Here is a 21,271-nt window from a genome sequence, read left to right as displayed (position 1 = left end):
CGATGTTCGGAAGGATCGAGCGGGCGCACCCGGCGCGCATCCCGTTCGTCCGACATGCACTGGAGAATTCATGCCCATCCCCACCGTCGCCCTCGCCCCCGGTCTGACCGTCAGTGCCCAGGGCTACGGCGCGATGTCCGTCTCGCCCGCCTACGGCCCGGTCGACCTCGACGAGGCCCTCGCCACGCTGCACCACGCGGTCGATCTCGGCATCACGTTCGTCGACACCGCCGACGTCTACGGTGACGGCACCAGCGAGCGGGTCGTCGGGAAGCTGCTGAAGGACCGCGGCGACGAAGTGCAGGTGGCCACCAAATTCGGTCTGGTCGGCGCGCTGGGGACCGGCAACCGCGGTATCGACGGTCGCCCCGAGTACGCGAAGCGGGCGATCGACGAGTCCCTGGGCCGGCTCGGGGTGGACAGCGTGGACCTGTACTACCTGCATCGCGTGGACCCGAACGTGCCGGTCGAGGACACCGTCGGCGCCCTCGCCGAGCTGGTGCAGGCCGGCAAGATCCGGCACATCGGCCTGTCCGAGGCCACCGGCGATGAGCTGCGGCGCGCGCACGCCGTGCACCCGATCTCCGCGATCCAGTCCGAATGGAGCATCGTTTCCCGCGACGTCGAGAAGAACGTGGTGCCCACGGCCGCCGAGCTGGGCATCGGATTCGTGCCGTACTCGCCGGTCAGCCGGGGCCTGCTCACCGACGACTTCGACGCCGGACAGATCGGCGACCGGGATCTGCGCCGGCGTTTCCCCCGGTTCGACGCCGACGCGCTGCCCGCCAACCTGCAGGTGCGGGCCGCGGTGCGCGCGGTCGCCGACGAGGCGGGGGCGACCGTCGCCCAGGTGGCGCTGGCGTGGCTCGACGCCAAGGCACGGCAGTTCGGATTGCCGTCGGTCGCGATCCCGGGCAGCCGCTACGCCGCACGCGTCACCGAGAACGCCGGCGCACTCGACGTGCGGCTTACAGACGAGCAGCTCGTCCGGCTCGACGCCCTCGCCGACACCGTCGTCGGTGGACGGGCCGCGGACCCGACCTGGGTGTCGTGGGGCCGCGAATGACTACCGGCCGGTAGACCCGTCGCCGCGTAAAGTCGTTTCATCATGAAACGGGTGTGGTGGGTCTGGGGTGTCGGTGTCCTCGCCTATGTCGTGGCCGTCATGCATCGCACGTCGTTCGGCGTGTCCGGTCTCGCGGCCACCGAACGTTTCGACATCACTCCGGCCGTGCTCTCCGGATTCGTGGTCCTGCAGATCGTGGTGTACGCGAGCATGCAGATCCCGGCCGGGGTGTTGCTCGACCGGTTCGGGTCCCGGGTGATGATCGCCTCGGGTGCGGCGATCATGGCGTCGGCGCAGCTGGTCCTGGCGTTCACCGAATCCCTGCCCGCCGCCTACGCGGCCCGGGTCTTCGTCGGCGCGGGCGACGCGCTCACGTTCATCTCGGTGCTGCGCCTGGTTCCGGTGTGGTTCGACGTGCGCCGGGTGCCGCTGGTCTCCCAGCTCACGGGAATCCTCGGGCAGCTGGGGCAGGTGCTCTCGGCGCTGCCGTTCGTGCTGATCCTGAACGGAGCGGGGTGGAGCGCGGCCTTCGCGAGTGCTGCGGCTCTCGGTGTGCTCGCGTGCGTGCTCGCCGTGGCCGTGGTGCGCGATGCACCGCCCGGCGTGGTGGTGCGGACCGAGGCTGCCGGGATGCGGCAGGTGCTCGCGCAGATCGGGGTGGTGTGGCGCCGGCCGGGGACGCGGCTGGGGTTCTTCACCCACATGGGGACCCAATTCTCCATCACCACGTTCGCGTTGCTGTGGGGCGTGCCGTATCTCCAGTCGGCGCAGGGACTGTCCGCGGCGGCGGCCGGGTCGCTGCTCACCCTCTCCGTGGTCTCGGCGATCGCGGCCGGCCCGGTGCTCGGGATCCTCAGCGGCCGGTTCCCGCTGCACCGCTCGTGGCTGGTGCTGTCGATCATGGTGAGCAACGCGGTGATGTGGACGATCGTGCTGCTGCTGCCGGCGCCGGCCCCGATGTGGCTGCTCGTCCTCCTGATCGTGACCATCTCGGTGGGCGGGCCCGGGTCTATGATCGGATTCGACTATGCGCGGACGTTCAACCCGAGCACCGCGCTCGGCACCGCCCAGGGCATGGTCAACATCGGCGGATTCCTGGCATCCCTGCTGGTGATCCAGGCGATGGGGGTGATCCTGCAGCGTCTCGGCGGCTACACCTTCGAGGCGTTCCGGGTCGCCTGGCTGGCGCAGTATCCCGTGTGGGTCGTGGCGATCGTCGGGGTGCTCGTCACCCGCGGCAAGGCTCGCCGCGAGGCGGGCGTATCGCCGCGGACGTTGCGGCAGGTGCTGCGCGACGGTCGTCGCGCAGGGCCGGCGGATTCGCCGACGCGCGTCGAGGAGGCTGGCGATGACGGGGATCGGACCCGAGCGGACTGACAGCCCCCGGCGGGGTCCGGCCGGTGTCGGCAGGTCCGGCGGATTCGCCCTGGAGGACCTGCGGACCAAGGTCGGAATCGTGCGGGACGAGTTCGTCGATCGTCACGGCTACGACCCGATCGAACACGTCGAGTCGTGGACGGCCGGTGACGCGTCCGCGCTCCCCGGAATCCGCATCACGTGTGGAGTGAACGCCGACGTGTACCGGCTGCGGGATCTGCTCGCCGTCCGGCGGGACGTGCGGGTGGTGGAGGCCCGGGACTACATCAGACGCGCGGGTCCCGACGGGTACCGGGGTCTGTGCCTCGTCGTGGAGGTCCCGGTGGCACGGTCGGACGGTGTGCGTGCGGTGCGCGTCGAGGTGCAGATCCGCACCGGGGTCATGGAATCGTGGGAGTTCGTGGCGACCCGGCTCCACACCGGATTCGCCGATCACCTGCCGCCGGAGATGCTCGACGAGCTGGGCGCGGCGGCCGAGCGTGCCCGCGACCTCGACTCGCGGATCGGCGCTCTGCACCGGCGCATGGAGGACCGCATCGCCGGGGCGCAGGAGAAGGCGCCGCCGGCCTAGGGCCGGCCGTGCACCTGCGCGCGCAAAACCTTGTCGCGCGGGTACTTACGGGCGCATACAGCACTACCCCGCGCGGGGACGGCGACAGCACGGACCCCGCCGGAGATTCGACGGGGGTCCGTGCTGTGGGGCTCAGTTGTAGCTGTAGAAGCCCTGGCCGGTCTTGCGGCCGAGACGGCCGGCGTCGACCATGCGGCGCAGCAGCGCCGGCGGCGCGTAGTGCGGCTCCGCGAACTCGTCGTACAGCGACTGGGCGGCGTTGAGCGTGATGTCGAGGCCGACGGTGTCGATGAGGGTGAGCGGGCCCATCGGGTAGCCGCAGCCGCCCTTCATCGCGGCGTCGATGTCTTCCTTCGTCGCATAGCCCGACTCGAGCATCCGCACGGCGGAGGTCAGGTACGGGATCAGCAGCGCGTTGACGATGAAGCCGGCGCGGTCGCCGGCGCGGACCGTCGTCTTGCCGAGGGTGTTCTTCACGTAGTCGAAGACGGCGTTCGCGGTCTCCTCCTCGGTGGTGAGCGCCGAGATGATCTCCACCAGCGGCATCACCGGCACCGGGTTGAAGAAGTGCACACCCACGACCCGACCCGGACGCGACGTCGCCTGGGCCATCTTGATCACCGGCAGCGACGAGGTGTTGGTCGCCAGGATGCCGGACGGCTTCACGACCGCGTCGAGCTTGGTGAAGATGTCGACCTTGAGCGACTCGATCTCGGGCGCCGCCTCGATGACGAGGTCGCGGTCGGCGAGGTCGGAGACGTCGGTAGTGACGCGGACCCGCGCGACGGCGGCGTCGGCCTCCTCCTGCGTGATCTTGCCGCGGGCGACGCCCTTGCCGATCGAGCCGGCGACGCGCTTGCGTGCCGCTTCGGCGAACTCCTCGCTGGTCTCGAGCACGATGACGTCGCTGCCGGCCTTGGCGCACACCTCGGCGATGCCGGCACCCATCGTGCCGCCACCGACCACGCCGATCAATTCCACTGCCACGGGGATTCTCCTCGTTACGAAGGTTGGACCAGGGTGAACTTACTGTCGCAGGGTCAGCGCAGCAGCGCGCGGGACATGACGACCCGCTGGATCTGGTTGGTGCCCTCGTAGATCTGGGTGATCTTGGCGTCGCGCATCATGCGCTCGACCGGGAAGTCGGTGGTGTATCCGGCGCCGCCGAACAGCTGCACGGCGTCGGTGGTGACCTCCATCGCGACGTCGGACGCGAAGCACTTGGCCGCGGAGGAGATGAAGCCGAGGTTGGGCTCGCCCCGCTCGGCGCGTGCCGCGGAGGTGTACACCATCAGCCGGGCGGCCTCGACCTTCATGGCCATGTCGGCGAGCATGAACTGCACGCCCTGGAAGTCGGAGATCGACTTGCCGAACTGCTTGCGGTCCTTGGTGTAGGCGATCGCGGCGTCGAGCGCGCCCTGCGCCAGGCCCACGGCCTGCGCACCGATGGTGGGCCGGGTGTGGTCGAGCGTGGCGAGGGCGGTCTTGAAGCCGGTACCGGGCTCGCCGATGATGCGGTCGCCGGGGATGCGGCAGTTCTCGAAGTACAGCTCGGCGGTCGGGGAGCCCTTGATGCCGAGCTTCTTCTCCTTCGGGCCGACCACGAAGCCCTCGTCGTCCTTGTGGACCATGAAGGCGGAGATGCCGTTGGCGCCCTTGTCGGGGTCGGTCACGGCCATGACGGTGTACCAGCTGGACTTGCCGCCGTTGGTGATCCAGCACTTCGAGCCGTTGAGGATCCAGTCCTCACCGTCGGCCTTGGCGCGGGTGCGCATGCTCGCGGCGTCGGAGCCAGCCTCACGCTCGGACAGGGCGTACGACGCCATCTCACCCTTGACGAGGTCGGGCAGCACCTTGCCCTTGAGCTCGTCGGACCCGGACAGGATCAGTCCCATGGTGCCGAGCTTGTTCACGGCGGGGATCAGCGAGGACGAGCCGCATACGCGGGCGACCTCCTCGATGACGATGCAGGTGGCGACGGAGTCGGCGCCGTCGCCACCGAACTCGGCCGGCACGTGGATCGCGTTCAGGCCGGACTTGTTGAGGGCGTCGAGCGCCTCCTGCGGGAAGCGTGAGTTCTCGTCGACGTCCTTGGCGAAGGGCGCGATCTCCTTCTCGGCCAGCGCGCGGATCGCGGCGCGAAGCTCGTCGTGCTCCTCGTTCAGCTTGAACAGACCGAACTCCGGGTTGAAGGCCATGACGGCGGACTCCTATCGGCACGCAGTGCCAGTATCTGAGTTGGTGTCGCATCCACCCTATCGGACGTAGGGCGCGCGACGTCATGAAATTGCATCAAGTGAAGCACGGCACTCAGTGCCAAGTCAATGGTTGCGCGGGTCGGAGGTTCACCCGGCGTCAGTCCGGTGCCGCCTCGAGCTGCGCCTGCACCCGGCGGGCGACCTCCGCCGGCGGGGTGCCCGGCGGATACGTCACCACCGTGATCGCCCGTTCGTCCGCGGCGGCAGCGACGCCGGGGGCCTCGCTCTGCCCCGGTGCGACCCCGAACGAGCGTCGCACCTCGAGCAGCGCGCGGCGCAGTTCCTCCGCCGTCGCGGACTCGTCGCCGCGGATCATCGCGCGCAACAGGAAGTTGTGCGTCGCGGTCATCGCTGCCGCGAAGCTGACGATCCGCACCCCCGACTCCGACGGCACCGCGGAACGCAGGTAGTCGGTGAACAGCCGCTCGTAGCGGTACGTCGTGACCAGCTCCCGCTCACGCAGCGCGGGCACCCGCTGCACCACCCGGTACCGCCACACCGCGAGCTCCCGCTTGTCCCGGAAGTGCCCGAACACCAGCTCGGCGGCCTCGGCCGTGGCCGCCCACGGATCGGCGAAGTGCCCCGACAGGTACCGCGCGACCTGCTCGAGCAGCGACTCGTGATCGGCGAAGATCACGTCCTCCTTCGAGCGGAACTGCCGGAAGAAGGTCCGGCGCGACACCCCCGCGGCCGACGCGATCTGCTCGACGGTGGTCGACTCGTAGCCGTACTCGGAGAACAGGCGGATCGCCTGCGTCACCACGTGCACCCGGAACTGAGCGGGATCGGGGCCGGTCGCGTCGATGCGGCGGGCGGAGTCGGGACCGAGTGCCATGGTTCTCAGTATCCAATCCGCCGCATCGAAGTCGAAACGGCCGCGCCGCCGGACCGACGGCGCGGCCGGCCTCAGGCCTGCGGCGAGTGCGCGGCCCGCAGCTCGAACTTGAGGATCTTGCCGGTCGGCGTGCGCGGCAGGTCCAGCGGGAACACGATCTCCCGCGGCACCTTGTACCCGGCGAGCAGCGTGCGGGTGTAGGAGATGAGCTCCTCCGCCGTGACGGTCTCGTCCTTCTTCAGGATCACGAACGCCTTGGGTCGCTCGCCCCACTTCTCGTCGGGCACGCCCACCACCGCGACGTCCAGCACCGCCGGATGGCTCACGATGGCCTGTTCGACCTCCACGGTGGAGATGTTCTCGCCGCCGGAGATGATGATGTCCTTCGCGCGGTCCTTGAGCTGGATGTAGCCGTCCGGGTACATCACGCCCAGGTCACCGGTGTGGAACCAGCCGCCCTCGAACGCCTTCGCCGTGGCTTCCGGATCCTTGAAGTAGCCCGCCATGACGTTGTTGCCGCGCAGCACGATCTCGCCCATCGTCTGCCCGTCGGCGGGCACGTCGTTCATGTTCGCGTCGACGACCCGGGCGTTCTCCGCCTGCAGCATGCCCACGCCCTGACGCGACAGCAGCGCCGCGCGTTCCTCGGCGGGCTTGTCGTCCCACGAGTCCTGGTACTCGCAGATCGTGTACGGCCCGTAGACCTCGGTCAGGCCGTACACGTGCACCACGGTCACGCCGATCTTCTCGAGCTGTGCGATCACCGTCGGCGACGGCGGCGCGCCCGCCGTGGTGATCCGCAGCGGCCGGTCCAGCCGGTGGGCCTGCGGGGCTTCGGCGATGGTCGAGCACACTGCCGGAGCGCCGCACAGGTTGGTGACCCCGAGGTTGTCGACGGCATCCCAGATCGCGTCCGCCCGCACGGCCCGCAGGCAGATGTGCGTACCGCCGGCCGCCGTGACGGCCCACGGCGTGCACCACCCGTTGCAGTGGAACATCGGCAGGGTCCACAGGTACTGCGTCTTCCCGTCGAACCCGTTGTGGAATGTCTCGCCGAAGGAATTGAGATACGCGCCGCGGTGCGTGTACATCACGCCCTTCGGCTTGCCGGTGGTGCCCGAGGTGTAGTTCAGGGTGATGACCTGCTCCTCGTCGTCGACGCCCCAGTGCAACGGGGTGCTGTCGAGGCCGTCGGCGGCGGCGAGGAACTCGTCGTACCGGGCGGTGACGATCCCGGCCGGAACGTCCGGGTACGGAACCGTCGAATCCGGCACCTCCACGACCTCGGTCAGCGACGGCACGCGGTCCGCGACGCCTGCGACCGAGCCGACGAACTCCGAGTCGACGAACAGCAGCGACGCCTCGGCGTGGCCGAGGATGTACTCGAGCTCGGGTCCGGCGAGCCGTGAGTTCAGCGCGATGAGCACACCACCGGCGAGAGGCACCGCGAAGTGCGCGATGAGCAGTTCCGGCACGTTCGGCGCCAGGAACGCCACCCGGTCGCCGGGCTGGATGCGGCTGCGCAGAACCCGTGCGAAGCGCTGTGCCTCGTCGGCGAACTGCGCGTACGTGTAGCGGCGGTCGCCGTGGATGATCGCGGTGCGATCGGGGAACACGGACGACGATCGTTCGAGGAACCGCAGCGGGCTGAGCGGGGTGTGGTTCGCCGTTCGGGCGGCGGTGCTGGACGTGAGGGTGGACGACGGGGTGGACGTCGGGGTGGACACGGATACCTCCGGAACTTCGGCACTCGGTCGGTGTACGCCATTGTGATCGCTGCAACACCGGAACGGGTGGAGGTTATGGGTCACGGGAGATCCCCCGCTACCCTCCGAAGTGGGTATTCGTGGTCTCGGAGGTGGTTCCGGTGAGGTCTGTGTCGGCGAGGCTCGGGGCGTCGACTGCTGCGCCGACGGGCCGGCACGCGCAGCTGCGGCCGAGCGACGAGGACGCGCTGCGCGCCGAGCTGCGCCGCCTGCAGACCTTGACGGGGATGCCGGTGCTGTTCGGCGGCACCGTGCACGGCGGGGACATGCTGCTGTCCGGGTTCGTCGGCACGCGCAGTGGCATCCTCCGCGACCTGGTGATCAGCTCGGAGTGCGGGCTCGGCGGCAAGGTGGTCGCCGAGCAGCGGCCGGGCGCAGTGTCGGACTATTTCAATTCCCGTCAGATCTCCCACGAGTACGACCGCGAGGTCGCGGGGGAGGGCATCGAGTCGCTGGTCGCCGTGCCGGTGGTGGTGCGCCGCCGCACCCGCGCTGCCCTGTACGGCGGCCTGCGCACCAACCTGCCCATCGGCGACGTGGTCGTCGAGCAGGTGCTGCGGTCGGCCCGCACCCTCGCCCGCGAAATCGAGATTCGCGACGAGGTGGACCGGCGGGTCGCCCTCATCGACAACGCCCGCGCCGCCGCTCCGCCGGCCGTGTCCGCGGCGGTATCGGAGGGCATCACCGAGAGCTACCTGGCCTTGCGCGAGATCGCGGCACAGACGTCCGACCCGGCGATCGAAGCGCGCCTGCGTGAGGTCGAGGAGAAACTGCGGACGCTGACCGGTGGGAACGCGGCCCCGGCGGTGCGGCTGTCGGCGCGGGAGCGGGATGTGCTGGCGTACGTGGCGCTCGGGTGCCGCAACGCCGAGATCGCCGAGCGGCTGGCGCTGAGCGTGGAGACGGTCAAGAGCTACATGCGCAACCTGATGGGCAAGCTCGAGGTGGGCAGCCGGCACGAAGCGGTCGTCGAGGCCCGCCGGCAGGGTTTGCTGCCCTAGCGGCCCCGAGCGAGGCGCGTCGGCCGGGCGCGCGTCGCCGGTTCACACGTCCAGGGTCACCGAACACGACCATCCGCCCGGTCCGCGCCCGAGGCGCAGTCCGTGCAGCGACACGGCCTTCGGGACCGCACCCACCTGGGTGACCGTGGCGGCGTCGACCATCGAGAACCGCACCTCCGCCGTGCCGGCGCCCGAGTCGACGGCCATGTCGACCGGGACCTCGCCGGCCGCGTCGAGCAGATAGACGACCTCGTCGAGTACCGCGACGAGCAGGTCCTCGTCACCGTCGGCTGCCAGCCGGCGGGTGCGCACCCGGGCCGGCCCGGCGGCGGAGGTGTCGGCGAAGCTCGCGACGGCGCCGCGCACCGCCTGCGCGATGCACTCGTCACGGGTGGGTGCCCACGCCTCGATGCGCAGGTCCGCCGTGTGCGGCACCGACCGGTACCCGCTTTCGTTCATGACGCGCTCCTGTGCAGCGGGCACTGCAGATTCTATGGTGGAACGAAGCCGCCGACGTCGCGTTCTCCACCCCGGATCGGACAGTGATGAGGATCGTCGAGGAGACCCCGTACCGGTTCCGGATCGACCGGACCGGCGCGATGCGCGTACCCGGGATCGTCTTCGCGGCCCGGTCCCTGCTTCCCGCCGCGGAAGGAGACGAGGCGCTGACCCAGGTCGCGAACGTCGCGACCCTGCCGGGCATCGTCACCGCGTCGTTCGCCATGCCGGACGTGCACTGGGGTTACGGCTTTCCCATCGGCGGGGTCGCGGCGACGGACATCGACGACGGCGGCGTCGTCTCCCCCGGTGGGGTGGGCTTCGACATCTCGTGCGGCGTGCGGCTGCTGATCGCGCGTGACGCCGACCGGTCCGCGCTCGCGCCGCGCCTCGGGCCGCTGATGGACCGGCTCGGTCACGTCGTGCCGCGTGGCATGCAGACCCGGGGCGTGTGGGAGCTGCCGAACCGCACCGTCCTGCACGAGGTGCTCGAGGGCGGCGCCCGATTCGCGGTGCAGCAGGGGCACGGCGTCGTCCGCGATCTCGAGCGATGTGAGGACCGGGGCGTGTTGGACGGCGCCGACCCGGCCGCGGTGAGCGACCGGGCCGTCGAGCGGGGCCTCGGTCAGCTCGGCAGCCTGGGGTCGGGAAACCACTTCCTCGAGGTGCAGGCCGTCGAGCGGATCTTCGATCCGGACACCGCGCGGCCGATGGGTCTCGACGTGGGCACGGTGTGCGTGATGATCCACTGCGGGTCCCGCGGCCTCGGCCACCAGATCTGCACCGACCATGTGCGGGAGATGGGTAAGGCGATGGGCCGCTACGGGATTCACGTTCCCGACCGACAGCTGGCGTGCGTTCCGGTCCGGTCGCCGGAGGGGGAGGCGTATCTCGGGGCGATGGTGGCGGCGGCCAACTACGGCCGGGCCAACCGGCAGTTGCTCACCGAGGCGGCCCGCCGGGTCTTCGAGGACACGGCCGGTACGACCCTCGACCTCCTCTACGACATCTCGCACAACCTCGCGAAGCTCGAGCGGCACGAGGTCGACGGTCGCCTCCGCACCCTGTGTGTGCACCGCAAAGGCGCGACGCGGTCGCTGCCGCCCCGCCATCCCGACGTCCCCGCGGATCTGGTGGACGTGGGGCAGCCGGTACTCATTCCCGGCACGATGGGCACCGCCTCGTACGTGCTCGCGGGCGTCGCCGGGAACCCGGCGTTCTACTCCACCGCGCACGGGGCCGGCCGGGTGCAGAGCCGGCACCGCGCCGCCCGGCACACCGACGGCCGGGCGGTGCGCGACGCGCTCGAGTCCCACGGCGTGCTCGTGCGGGGGAGTTCGTGGCGGGGGCTGGCGGAGGAGAAGCCGCAGGCGTACAAGGACATCGACGCGGTGACGGAGGTCAGCGAGCGGGCGGGCCTGGCCCGTCGGGTCGCGCGGCTCGTGCCGCTCGGAGTCGTCAAGGGGTGAGCGCTCCGCCCTGACCGAATGTCACATTCGGTCGACTGCATCGACGCGATGTGACATTGGGTCGCCGCCCGGATCGGAATCCGTGCAGTGCTGCAGTGATTGACATCACAGAACGCGGTGCGCATACTCATCCGAGTTGAATCCAAAATCAACTTTGGCTGGCACCCTCACCTCAGGAGTAGTCCATGTCCGGCATCCACGGCGTCTGTGACCCCCGGTTCTCCGCTCTACGCGAGGCACTCGAACACAATCTCGATTCGGGCGAGGACGTCGGCGCGTCGATCGCCGTGACCCTCGACGGGGAACCCGTCGTCGACATCTGGGGTGGCGCCAGGGACGCAGACGGATCGCGGCCGTGGGAGCGGGACACGATCACCAACGTCTGGTCGTGCAGCAAGACGGTCACCGCTCTGGCCGCCTTGATGCTCGTCGACCGGGGCCGGCTCGACCTCGACGCGCCGGTGGCGCGGTACTGGCCCGACTTCGCCGCCAACGGCAAGGAGCGGATTCTCGTCCGGCACCTGCTGTCCCATACCTCCGGCGTCTCCGGCTGGGACCAGCCGTTCACGATGAACGATCTCGCCGACACCCCCAAAGCTACGGAACTGCTGGCGGCACAGGCGCCGTGGTGGGAGCCCGGCACGGCTTCCGGGTATCACGCCCTCAACTACGGGCACCTCATCGGTGAAGTGGTTCGCCGGGTCGACGGCCGGACACTGACCGATTTCATCGAGGAGGAGATTGCCCGTCCGCTCGATGCCGACTTCCGCCTGGGCGTGGCCCGCTCGGACTACCCGCGGGTCTCCGAGGTCATCCCCCCGCCCCCGCTGCCGATCGACCTCGCGACCCTCGATCCCGCGAGCGTGATGGTCAGGACCTTCACCGGTCCGCCCGCCGACGCCACGGCGGCGTGGAGCGACGGTTGGCGCAGAGCCGAGATCGGCGCGGCCAACGGGCATTCCAATGCCCGGGCCCTGGCGCGGATCCAGTCGGTGATCGCGTGTGGAGGGCGCGTCGGCGACGTGCGCCTGCTCTCGGCCGACACCGTCGACGCGATATTCGACGAGCAGTCCTACGGAGTGGACCTCGTGCTCGGGGTCCCCGTCCGCTTCGGAGTCGGATTCGGGCTTCCCACACCGGAATCGGTGCCGTTCGTGCCGCAGGGACGGATCTGTTTCTGGGGTGGCTGGGGCGGGTCCCAGATCATCGTCGACACCGAGCGCAGGATGACTGTTGCGTACGTGATGAACAAGATGGGGCCGGGCCTGCTCGGCTCCGATCGTTCGGCGGAGTACGTCTCCGCCGCTTTTGCCGCCGTGTCGTGAGCTCCTGAATCGAAACTCACTGAACGACAAAAACTCATACGACGCCGCGAATCGGCCACTGCGGGTCCACGTCGGACACGTCGCGCCCGAGACCCGCGAGATACTCGGCGAAATTGCGTTGCCGCTCCGCGTGCCAGGCCGCCTGGTCCGTCATGATGTCCAGGTCGGCGAGCTGGGGGAAGCGGGTGCACAGCGCCCGCGCCAGTTGCCCCGCCGCGAGGGCGTCCGCCTCTGCCTGGTGAGCGGCGGTCAACGCGATGCCGTATGCCTCGCAGACCGCCTGCAGGGTGCGGCTGCCCTCGCGGTCGCGGTCCAGCTCGCGGTCGACGACGTACGGGTCGAACACCAGGCCCGTCTCGAGTCCCGGCAGACCCAGCCGGCGGCCCTCGGCGTCGATCACCGTGAGGTCGTAACTGGCGTTGAACGCCACGACGATGTGATCGCGGACCCAGGCCTCGCACAGTGCCTCACGGATCCGGGTGTATCCGGTCGTGTACTCGAGGCCCTCCGCGCGCGCACGCTCCGTAGTCACACCGTGGATCGCCGACGTCTCCTCGGGGATCTCGATGCCCGGATCGAGCAACCACGTCCGCGACGAGACCGTGTCACCGTCGAGGACGACGACGGACGCGGTCACGATGCGCGCGATCCGCGGATCGCGGTCGGTGGTCTCGAGGTCGAACGCGCAGATCGGTCGATCGGGCCAGTGCGTCATCGGGGTCCTGTCGTCGGTCGGGCGGTCACGGCGATTGTGGCCGCACCCACCGACACGTCGGCGCAGCGCGACGCCGGGGGCCGGACCGGCTGGCTCCGCACGGCACGAGGGCGTACGCTGCTGGGGGTTCGTCGAGCCTCGGCGCGGTGCCGGGTGATGTGGAGGAGGTGGGACTCGCGATGCGCAGTCGACCTCCGAGTACCAGCTGACGGCAGCCCGTACGCGCCCTGTCGGTGCGCGACGGTTGCCGTCGCGTGTGTGTGCCCCTACGGCGACCACTCTCGCCGTCGCCCTCCGTGCCCCCGAAAGGCCGTGCCGACATGCTGCCGAACCGTTCCGTCCGTGCCCTGCTGCCGCGTCGCTCCGTCCCGGCGACCGCCGACCCGTCCGCCGGTTTCGGCGCGTCCCTGAATCCCGCTGCCGCGCAGAGCTCCGGCCGTGACGGTGCGGCGCGGGCGGAGAACAGCATCGTCGACAGCGCGGTCTACCGTGACGGCCGCCGCGTCGCGTCGCCGGCGACACTCGCGCAGGCCCTCGACTGCCTACCCGAGCCCGGGTCGATGGCCTGGATCGGGATGTACCGGCCCACCGACGCGCAACTCCACGCCGCCGCAGAGCAATTCGGGTTGCACGAGCTGGCCGTCGAGGATGCCATTGCCGCCCACCAGCGCCCGAAGCTCGAGCGTTACGGCGACACCCTGTTCGTCGTGCTGCGTGCCGCCCGCTACGTCGACGAATCCGAGCGCGTCGACTTCGGTGAGGTGCACGTCTTCGTCGGTCCGACGTTCGTACTGACGGTCCGGCACAGCGAATCGCCCGACCTGTCGGCGGTGCGGGACCGGATGGAGAGCGAGCCCGATCTGCTGCGGCTGGGCCCCGAGGCGGTGCTCTACGCGATTCTCGACGCCGTCGTCGACGGGTACGCGCCGGTCGTCGCGGGCCTGCAGAACGACATCGACGAGATCGAGACCGAGGTGTTCAGCGGGGATCCCCGGGTCTCGCGCCGCATCTACGAGCTCTCCCGCGAGGTCATCGAGTTCCAGCGGGCGGCCAAGCCGCTGCTCACGGTGCTGTCCGGTCTGTCATCGGGATTCGCCAAGTATCGCACCGACGACGAACTGCAGCGCTACCTGCGGGACGTCACCGACCACGCGACGACGGTCGTCGAGCAGGTCGACAGCTTCCGGCAGTTGCTCGGCAACATCCTCACGGTCAACGCGACCTTGGTGTCGCAGATGCAGAACGAGGAGATGCGCAATCTCAGCCGGGCGAGCATCGAGCAGAACGAGGAGATCAAGCGGATCTCGGCGTGGGCGGCGATTCTGTTCGCGCCCACGCTGATCGGCACGGTCTACGGGATGAACTTCGACACCATGCCGGAATTGCATTGGGCTGCAGGCTATCCCATGGCGCTTCTGATGATGGTCATGACGTGCGTGGGTCTCTACGCGATCTTCCGCCGCCGCGGCTGGTTGTAGCCGGCCGCGGCGGACGGCGACCTCAGAGCGTGTCGGTGCAGACCACGAAACGACGCTCGCTGTAGACGAATCCACCCTCGGAGACGGAGCAGTCGTTGACGTTGTCGGTGTTCTGCAGGATCTCGGTGACCTTCTCCGTCTCGGGGCCGGGCGCGGCGCAGTCGACGCGCTGCGGGTCTTCACCGGAGATGTCCATGCAGCTGCCGACCACCCAGTCGACGTCGAGGCACAGGGCGCCCACCTCGACTCCGCCGGAGGACTCGTAGTAGGTCTGGTCGGCGTCCGAGACGCACTGCTCGCTGGAGTCGACGATGTCGATCACCTTGTAGTTCGAGTCCATGCTGCCGCAGGTCGCGTTCTCGATGGTCGCGTCGTCGACGGTGCCACCGAGGCGCACGCAGTCACCGATCTCGACGTCGATGTCCAGGCCGGAGGAGCCGGGGGACGTCGGTGCCGAGGTGGTGGTGGTCGGACGGCCGGTGGTCGTCCGGGTATCCGATGCGCTCGCCGACGTGGTCTCGGACCCGGACTCGGGCACCGCCCGGGGCTCGACGTCCGATCCGCACGCGCCGAGCACCAGAGCCGCCGCGGCCAACGCAACGGCGGTGCCGCTCACCCGTCGAATGAGGTTCATGGGGGGAGAGCGTACGGAATGTCCGCCTCGGACGGGAACCGTAGGGCGATTTCTCACAGATCCGACGGGCACGTGTCGGCCCCGGGTGCGACCATGAGCCGGTGCAGCTGCCAGTCGAACCGCCGATCGCACCGATGCTCGCCAAGGCCGTGCCCGAGGTTCCGGCCCAGCCCACCGACGGCGACCCCGAGTGGTCGTACGAGCCGAAGTGGGACGGCTTCCGGGCTGTGGTGTTCCGCGCCGGCGACGAGGTGGTGCTGAGTTCGCGGGGTGGGAAGGATCTGGTGCGCTACTTCCCGGAGCTGACCGCTGCGGTGCGGGCGGAGCTGCCCGCCCGGTGCGTGGTCGACGGGGAGATCGTGGTGCCGCGCCCGCACGACGGCCGGACCCGGCTCGACTGGCAGGCCCTGTCGGAGCGTATCCACCCGGCGGCGAGCCGCATCGCGCTGCTCGCCGAGCAGACCCCCGCGCAGTTCGTCGGCTTCGATCTGCTCGCCCTCGGCGACGAGAACCTGATGGAGATGCCGTTCGCGCGGCGCCGGGAGCGGCTGCGGGCGGCGGTCGGTGGCGGCCCGAGCTGCCACGTCACCGCCGCCACCCTCGACGCACAGATCGCCGGCCGATGGTTCGCCGAGTTCGAGGGCGCCGGCCTCGACGGGGTCGTCGCCAAGCGTCTCGACGGACCCTACGTGCCCGACAAGCGGGAGATGCGCAAGGTCAAGCACGCCCGCACCGCCGACTGTGTGCTCATCGGCTACCGCCCGCACAAGAGCATCGACGGGGTCGGGTCCCTGCTGCTGGGGCTGTACGACGGCGGCGACGAACCGGTGATGGTCGGTGGCGCGTCGGCGTTCACCGTCGAGCAGCGCCAGGAGCTGCTCGCCGACCTCGCACCGCTGCGGGTCGGTGCCGATGTCGTCGCCGAGGGCGAGCCGAGCCGGTGGCGGACGGCCGCGGACCGTCGATGGATACCGCTGCGGCCCGAGCGGGTGCTGGAGGTGGCCTACGACCAGATGGAGGGCAGTCAGGTGGCGGGCAGCGGGGGGGCCGGCCTGCGGTTCCGGCACGCGGCGCGGTTCCTGCGGTGGCGGCCCGACCGCGATCCGCGCAGCTGCACCTTCGAACAGTTGGACGTGCCGGTGCGGTATGACCTCGCCGACGTCCTCGACCGGACAGGAGTGTGATCTCCGGTGCCCGACGCGAAGCGTTCTCCCGCGGTGGAGCTGGACGTCGGCGGTGTGCCCGTCCGGCTGTCCAACCCCGACAAGGTCTACTTCCCCCGGCTCGGTGAGGCCGGCAGCAAGCGTCGACTCGTCGAGTACTACCGGACCGTCGCGACGGCCGGCTCGGCGCCGCTGCTGCAGGCGCTGCAGGAGCGGCCGACGCATCTACAGCGGTTCCCGGACGGGATCGAGGGCGAGGAGATCTACCAGAAGCGGGTGCCTGCCCGTCGGCCCGACCACGTCGCGACATGCGAGGTCACGTTCCCGTCCGGCCGGACCGCCGACGTGCTGCGGGTGCGCGCCGCCGCGGACGTCGTGTGGGCGGCGAACCTGGGCACCGTGACGTTCCATCCGTGGGCGGTGCGCTGCGGGGACGTCGACCGCCCGGACGAGTTGCGCATCGATCTGGACCCGCAGCCGGGGACCGCCTTCGACGATGCCCGTGCGGTCGCCCTCGAGGTGCTGCGGCCGCTGCTCGACGAACTGGGTCTGGTCGGGTTCCCGAAGACGTCGGGTGGCCGTGGCCTGCACGTGTACGTGCGCATCGTCCCGGAGTGGGACTTCGTCGGCGTGCGCCGCGCCGGCATCGCCCTGATGCGGGAGGTGGAACGTCGTAGCGGCGGACGGGCCACCACCGCGTGGTGGAAGGAGGAGCGTGGGCAGCGCATCTTCCTCGACTTCAACCAGAACGCCCGCGACAAGACGATCGCGTCGGCGTACTCGGTGCGGCGCACCCCGATCGCGACGGTGTCGACACCCCTGACGTGGGATGAACTCGTCGACGCCGACCCGGACGATTTCACGATCGCGACCGTGCCGGGGCTGCTCGAGCGCCGCGGTGACCCGATGGCCGCGATGGACGAGACCGCGCAGACCCTCGACGTGCTGCTCGAGATGGCCGAGCGGGACGCCGCCGCCGGTCTCGGCGACCTGCCGTACCCGCCCACCCACCCGAAGATGCCGGGCGAGCCGAAGCGGGTGCAGCCGTCGCGCGACACGGATCGCAAGCGGCCCGGGTAGGCATTTCCCCGGGGCGTAGTCACCGGAGCGGTGACGTCCCGTGACCGCATCGATGCCCGCCCACCCGGTGAACCGGTGCGCGTCTCCGTAGACTCCCCTGAGGGGATTCGGTTTGCGGGGGACGAGGCCGGAGGAGGCAGTCACCGTGTCGGTGGTAGCGCATGCACGCAAGTCGGTTCGGGTGCTCGGCGGTGGTGCGGTGGTGGTCGCGGGTGTCGCGGCCGCACTCGTCGCGGCACCGTCCGCCCAGGCGGTGACGTGCGCCGCGCCTCCGGGTACGGCGACCTCGGTGACCCAGCTCGACGGGCGGACCGCGTGCGGTGCGGTCGCGGACGCACCGAGCGGCGCGTGGAGCTACGGCGACGGCGGAGTCGGCTTCGCCGATGCCCGCACCGGGGCACGGGTGCTCGCGGCCGGACTGTCCGGGGGTGCGGGAGCGGGCGAAGCCGCGGGAGGCCCCCTGGCCGCCGTCGGCTTCGGCGAGAACGCCCTGGCGCTGGGGATCGTCGAGGAGCCCGCGGCCGCGCTCGTCCTGGCCGGCCCGCAGTCCCAGGCGTTCATCGGTGACCTGCGCGATCCGGTGCTGTGCGAAGGGTCCGCCGCGACCGCGGTCAACCTCACGACGGGACGGGGCTGCGTCGTGCTGGGGACGTTCCGGTACGTCGCACCCTGACGGACCGTTCGGCAAAACCCGTTCGGGAACGGACGCTGCGACGTAGCCTGGCGGCACGATGTCGACTGGGAGGTACCACGGATGACAGCCCGACCGGTGCGGGGCGCGACGGCGGTCCAGGACCCGCCGCCGACCGAGATGCACGTCGACCGGCGATTCCTGCCGCTCGCGGATCGCTTCTTCGACCTGTACCGGCTGCCCCGGCACGGCGGCGGTGCCCTCGCCGCCTACCTGGACGGCGAGAAGGTGCTCGACATCTGGGCGGGCTGGGCCACCCGCGACCGGCGCTGGAACCGCGACACGGTGTCGCTGTCCTTCTCCACCGGCAAGGGCGTGGCGTCGACCGTGGTGCATCGGCTCGCAGAGCGCGGCCTGATCGACTACTTCGCGCCGGTCGCCCGGTACTGGCCGGAATTCGCGGCGGCCGGTAAGGAGCACGTCACCGTCGCGGACGTCCTCACCCACCGCGCCGGACTGCACCGGGTGCGCAACCTGCGGCCCGGCCGGATGGGCATCGTCGACTACGACGCGACGGTGCGTGCGCTGGCGGCGGCGCCGCCCGATCCCCGCCGGCTGAGCGGACCGGGATACCACGCGGTGACCTACGGCTGGCTCGTCGCGGAGATCGTGCAGCGGGTGACCGGGCTGCCGTTCGTCGACGTCGTCCGGCAGGAGATCGCCGAACCCCTGGGCACCCCCGACTTCTGGTTCCGCGTTCCGGAGGACCAGCGTCACCGCATCGCCAAGCTGTTCCCGCGGATCAATCCCGCCGGACTGCACTGGGGGATGACCGCCTCGGTGCTGTCGCGGGTGAGCCTGACCCGCGGTCTCGCGGAGGCCGCGATGCCGGAGGAGTTCGACGAACTGGTCCGTGATCCGTCGGTGCACGACGCGGTGATGCCCGGGTGGAACGGGGTGTTCTCGGCGCGGGCCCTGGCGCGGATGTACGGAGCGATCGCCGCGGGCGGCACGATCGACGGCGTGCAGTTCCTGAAGCCGGAGACTGTCGAGGCCATGAACGAGGTCCGGGTGCGCGGGCGCGACTACGTGCTCGGCGTCCCGATGGCGTGGCGCCTCGGCTACCACCAGCCGGTGTTCGTCAGCCGGGAGCGGCCGCGTGGGGCGCTCGGCCACTACGGAGTCGGCGGTTCGGGCGCCTTCGCCGACCTCGACACCGGTCTGTCGCTCGCGTTCACGACGAATCGCCTGGGCAGCGGCCCGATCGCGCTGGGGGATCTGCGGCTCGCCCGACTGGGCGCGGTGGCCCGCGAGCTTGCCCGTCGCGCCTGAGGAGGGCCACGAGTGTTCGAAGCAGTTCGATACGGAGGGAGCGAAGCTGTGAGCCACGTGTACCGGGTGATCGAGGTGGTGGGTTCGTCGACGGACAGTGTCGACGACGCGATCAAGCAGGCCGTCGCGCGGGCGGCGGAGACCACGCGTCATCTCGAGTGGTTCGAGATGATGAACGTCAGGGGCCACATCGACGACGGGGCCGTCGCGCACATCCAGGTGACCGTGAAGATCGGCTTCCGCATCGAGCCGAGCGACAGCTGACACCTGGCGCGGGGGACACGCCGGGAGAGCAGGTGCAGCGAACCGGATCTCGACCGGAATTGGAACACGTTATAGTCTGAGTGGGTCGTCGAACCCCCGGCACTTCAGGCAGGTATCCACCGTGGTTTACGTGATCACCCAGGCGTGTTGCAACGATGCCTCGTGCGTCGAGGTCTGCCCCGTCAACTGCATCCACCCCACGCCCGACGAGGCGCCGTTCGCCACCACCGAGATGCTCTACATCGACCCGGACACCTGCATCGACTGCGGCGCGTGCGTGGACGAATGCCCGGTGGATGCGATCTACGCCGACAACGAACTCCCCGCCGAGCACGAGCCCTACCTGAAGATCGCCGAGGACTACTACCGGCGCTACCCGATCGGGCCGGACTGGCCCGAGGAACGCGACCGTACCAAGATCCCCGCCGAACTCGGCACCCTGCGGGTCGCGATCGTCGGTTCGGGTCCGTCTGCCTGCTACGCCGCGCTGGAGCTGACCGGTCGGGCCCGCGTCGAGGTCGACATCTTCGACCGCCTGCCCACCCCGTACGGACTCGTCCGCGCCGGTGTCGCCCCGGACCATCAGAGCACCAAGTCCGTCGGTGAGCTGTTCCGCAGCGCCCTCGGGCACAAGAGGAGCCAGTGCTGGTTCAACGTCGAGGTGGGCACCCACATCAGCCACGAGGAACTGCTCGCGCATCACCACGCGGTGATCTACGCCGTCGGTGCCGCCGGCGACCGGCACCTGGACGTCCCCGGCGAGGACCTGCCCGGCTCGCATGCCGCCACCGAGTTCGTCGCCTGGTACAACGGGCACCCCGACTACGCCGACCGCACCTTCGACCTGTCCGGTGAACGCGCGGTGATCATCGGCAACGGCAACGTCGCCCTCGACGTGGCGCGGGCACTGGTCACCGACCCGGACGAGCTGGCGAAAACCGACATGGCCGACCACGCTGTCGCCGCCCTGCGCGCGTCGAACATCCGCGAGGTCGTCGTCGTGGGACGGCGCGGACCCGCCCAGGCTGCCTACACCAACCCGGAACTGCTGGCCCTCGGTCAGCTCCCGGGCGTCGACCTCGTCGTCGACCCGGCCGAAGCCGAACTCGACCCGGCCAGCCAAGCCCTCGTCGACGACCCCGCCGTCGAACCGCGGATCGCACTGAAGGTCGAACAGGTCCAGGGCTTCGCCCGCCGGACCCCGAGCGAGGGCAACAAGCGGATCGTGCTGCGCTTCCTCGCCGCACCCGTCGCGCTCAACGGTGACGGCCGGGTCGAATCGATCACCCTCGAACGCACCGAACTCGCCGAGACCAACGGTCGCCTCGAGGCGCACCGCACCGGGCAGACCGAGACTCTGTCCACGGGCCTGGTCCTGCGGTCGGTCGGCTACCGCGGGCATCCCGTCGCCGATCTGCCGTTCGACGAGACGCGCGGCATCCTCCCCAACGAGGAGGGCCGGGTCGTGGACCCGGAAACGAACGAGCCCCTGCCCGGGGTGTACACCGCCGGCTGGATCAAGCGCGGACCGACCGGCGTCATCGGCACCAACAAGCAGTGCTCCGCCCAGACCGTCGAGCACCTGGTCCAGGACTTCGTGACCGGCCGCCTCGTCGCCCCCGTCGCCGACCGGGAGAAGCTCACGGCGCTGATCTCCGAGCGCCGGCCGGAATACGTGGACTACCGGGGCTGGCAGCAGATCGACAAGCAGGAACGCGCCCGGGGCGGTGCTGCGGGCCGCTCCCGCGTGAAGTTCGTCGCTGTCGACGATCTCCTCGCTGCCTCCCGAATCGAGTCCTGACCTGGGG

At 70.2% G+C, this 21,271-nt stretch carries 20 protein-coding genes; 13 read left to right on the top strand and 7 right to left on the bottom strand.

Annotated features, from left to right (window positions below; genetic code table 11):
* The first annotated feature begins 70 nt into the window (after window positions 1-70).
* Genes AC2IPW_RS22100 through AC2IPW_RS22090 form a run of 3 tightly spaced genes read left to right on the top strand, consistent with a single transcriptional unit; the run spans window position 71 to window position 3,014 of the window.
* Complete coding sequence (locus AC2IPW_RS22100) at window positions 71-1,066, top strand: aldo/keto reductase (RefSeq protein WP_486375694.1); 996 nt, start codon at window positions 71-73, stop codon at window positions 1,064-1,066.
* A gap of 42 nt (window positions 1,067-1,108) precedes the next feature.
* Window positions 1,109-2,443, top strand: a complete 1,335-nt coding sequence (locus AC2IPW_RS22095) for an MFS transporter (protein ID WP_486375693.1) — start codon at window positions 1,109-1,111, stop codon at window positions 2,441-2,443.
* Entirely contained in the window at window positions 2,415-3,014 is a 600-nt protein-coding gene (locus AC2IPW_RS22090) for a GTP pyrophosphokinase (protein WP_486375692.1), read from the top strand. Before AC2IPW_RS22095 ends, AC2IPW_RS22090 begins: the two co-directional genes overlap by 29 nt.
* Before the next feature lie 132 nt (window positions 3,015-3,146).
* Here the strand turns inward: AC2IPW_RS22090 and AC2IPW_RS22085 are convergent, their stop codons facing one another.
* From AC2IPW_RS22085 to AC2IPW_RS22070, 4 genes are all read right to left on the bottom strand, one after another.
* Complete coding sequence (locus AC2IPW_RS22085) at window positions 3,147-3,995, bottom strand: 3-hydroxybutyryl-CoA dehydrogenase (protein ID WP_289381160.1); 849 nt, start codon at window positions 3,993-3,995, stop codon at window positions 3,147-3,149.
* A gap of 59 nt (window positions 3,996-4,054) precedes the next feature.
* Window positions 4,055-5,212, bottom strand: a complete 1,158-nt coding sequence (locus tag AC2IPW_RS22080; RefSeq protein ID WP_003934862.1) for an acyl-CoA dehydrogenase — start codon at window positions 5,210-5,212, stop codon at window positions 4,055-4,057.
* Window positions 5,213-5,369: 157 nt separating this feature from the next.
* Complete coding sequence (locus AC2IPW_RS22075) at window positions 5,370-6,107, bottom strand: TetR family transcriptional regulator (protein WP_003934861.1); 738 nt, start codon at window positions 6,105-6,107, stop codon at window positions 5,370-5,372.
* Window positions 6,108-6,178: 71 nt separating this feature from the next.
* Window positions 6,179-7,834 (bottom strand): acyl--CoA ligase family protein, encoded by a 1,656-nt coding sequence (locus tag AC2IPW_RS22070; protein WP_416061998.1) that lies wholly within the window; start codon window positions 7,832-7,834, stop codon window positions 6,179-6,181.
* Window positions 7,835-7,983: 149 nt separating this feature from the next.
* On the opposite strand from AC2IPW_RS22070, the gene AC2IPW_RS22065 reads away from it, so the two are divergent.
* On the top strand, window positions 7,984-8,874 hold the full coding sequence (locus tag AC2IPW_RS22065; protein ID WP_416063732.1) for a helix-turn-helix transcriptional regulator: 891 nt from the start codon (window positions 7,984-7,986) through the stop codon (window positions 8,872-8,874).
* Window positions 8,875-8,916: 42 nt separating this feature from the next.
* Here the strand turns inward: AC2IPW_RS22065 and AC2IPW_RS22060 are convergent, their stop codons facing one another.
* On the bottom strand, window positions 8,917-9,333 hold the full coding sequence (locus tag AC2IPW_RS22060) for an archease (protein WP_416061997.1): 417 nt from the start codon (window positions 9,331-9,333) through the stop codon (window positions 8,917-8,919).
* An 86-nt stretch (window positions 9,334-9,419) separates the two neighbouring features.
* On the opposite strand from AC2IPW_RS22060, the gene AC2IPW_RS22055 reads away from it, so the two are divergent.
* Window positions 9,420-10,841: an RtcB family protein gene (locus AC2IPW_RS22055; protein ID WP_486375691.1), complete on the top strand. Its 1,422-nt coding sequence runs from the start codon at window positions 9,420-9,422 to the stop codon at window positions 10,839-10,841.
* 185 nt (window positions 10,842-11,026) lie between these two features.
* Window positions 11,027-12,166, top strand: coding sequence for a serine hydrolase domain-containing protein (locus AC2IPW_RS22050; RefSeq protein ID WP_486375690.1), 1,140 nt, complete (start codon window positions 11,027-11,029; stop codon window positions 12,164-12,166).
* A gap of 34 nt (window positions 12,167-12,200) precedes the next feature.
* On the opposite strand, the gene AC2IPW_RS22045 is transcribed toward AC2IPW_RS22050, so the two are convergent.
* The gene (locus AC2IPW_RS22045; protein WP_486375689.1) at window positions 12,201-12,881 is read right to left on the bottom strand and encodes an exonuclease domain-containing protein; all 681 of its coding nucleotides are present in this window, start codon (window positions 12,879-12,881) and stop codon (window positions 12,201-12,203) included.
* A gap of 320 nt (window positions 12,882-13,201) precedes the next feature.
* Between AC2IPW_RS22045 and corA the strand changes: the two genes are divergently transcribed.
* Window positions 13,202-14,359 carry a magnesium/cobalt transporter CorA gene (gene corA / locus AC2IPW_RS22040; protein ID WP_486375688.1) on the top strand — a complete coding sequence of 386 codons (1,158 nt, stop codon included), beginning with the start codon at window positions 13,202-13,204 and terminating at the stop codon, window positions 14,357-14,359.
* Between the two features lie 22 nt (window positions 14,360-14,381).
* Here corA and lppU read toward each other — a convergent pair whose 3' ends face one another.
* Complete coding sequence (lppU, locus tag AC2IPW_RS22035; RefSeq protein WP_003934853.1) at window positions 14,382-14,993, bottom strand: LppU family putative lipoprotein; 612 nt, start codon at window positions 14,991-14,993, stop codon at window positions 14,382-14,384.
* A gap of 101 nt (window positions 14,994-15,094) precedes the next feature.
* Here lppU and AC2IPW_RS22030 point away from each other — a divergent pair, with 101 nt between their 5' ends.
* From AC2IPW_RS22030 to AC2IPW_RS22005, 6 genes are all read left to right on the top strand, one after another.
* The gene (locus AC2IPW_RS22030) at window positions 15,095-16,177 is read left to right on the top strand and encodes an ATP-dependent DNA ligase (protein WP_486375687.1); all 1,083 of its coding nucleotides are present in this window, start codon (window positions 15,095-15,097) and stop codon (window positions 16,175-16,177) included.
* 6 nt (window positions 16,178-16,183) lie between these two features.
* Window positions 16,184-17,236 (top strand): DNA polymerase domain-containing protein, encoded by a 1,053-nt coding sequence (locus AC2IPW_RS22025; RefSeq protein WP_003934850.1) that lies wholly within the window; start codon window positions 16,184-16,186, stop codon window positions 17,234-17,236.
* 145 nt (window positions 17,237-17,381) lie between these two features.
* Window positions 17,382-17,909 carry a DUF6764 family protein gene (locus AC2IPW_RS22020; protein ID WP_003934849.1) on the top strand — a complete coding sequence of 176 codons (528 nt, stop codon included), beginning with the start codon at window positions 17,382-17,384 and terminating at the stop codon, window positions 17,907-17,909.
* Window positions 17,910-17,990: 81 nt separating this feature from the next.
* Window positions 17,991-19,199 carry a serine hydrolase domain-containing protein gene (locus AC2IPW_RS22015; RefSeq protein ID WP_054372544.1) on the top strand — a complete coding sequence of 403 codons (1,209 nt, stop codon included), beginning with the start codon at window positions 17,991-17,993 and terminating at the stop codon, window positions 19,197-19,199.
* A 48-nt stretch (window positions 19,200-19,247) separates the two neighbouring features.
* Window positions 19,248-19,463 carry a dodecin gene (locus tag AC2IPW_RS22010; RefSeq protein WP_003934847.1) on the top strand — a complete coding sequence of 72 codons (216 nt, stop codon included), beginning with the start codon at window positions 19,248-19,250 and terminating at the stop codon, window positions 19,461-19,463.
* Window positions 19,464-19,584: 121 nt separating this feature from the next.
* Window positions 19,585-21,264, top strand: coding sequence for a 4Fe-4S binding protein (locus AC2IPW_RS22005; RefSeq protein ID WP_486375686.1), 1,680 nt, complete (start codon window positions 19,585-19,587; stop codon window positions 21,262-21,264).
* Window positions 21,265-21,271 lie beyond the last annotated feature (7 nt).

The sequence above is a fragment of the Rhodococcus sp. NS-SX18 genome, assembly GCF_057367935.1.
The sequence above is the reverse complement of the archived record's forward strand: the minus strand, read 5'-3'. Positions and strand labels throughout refer to the sequence as shown.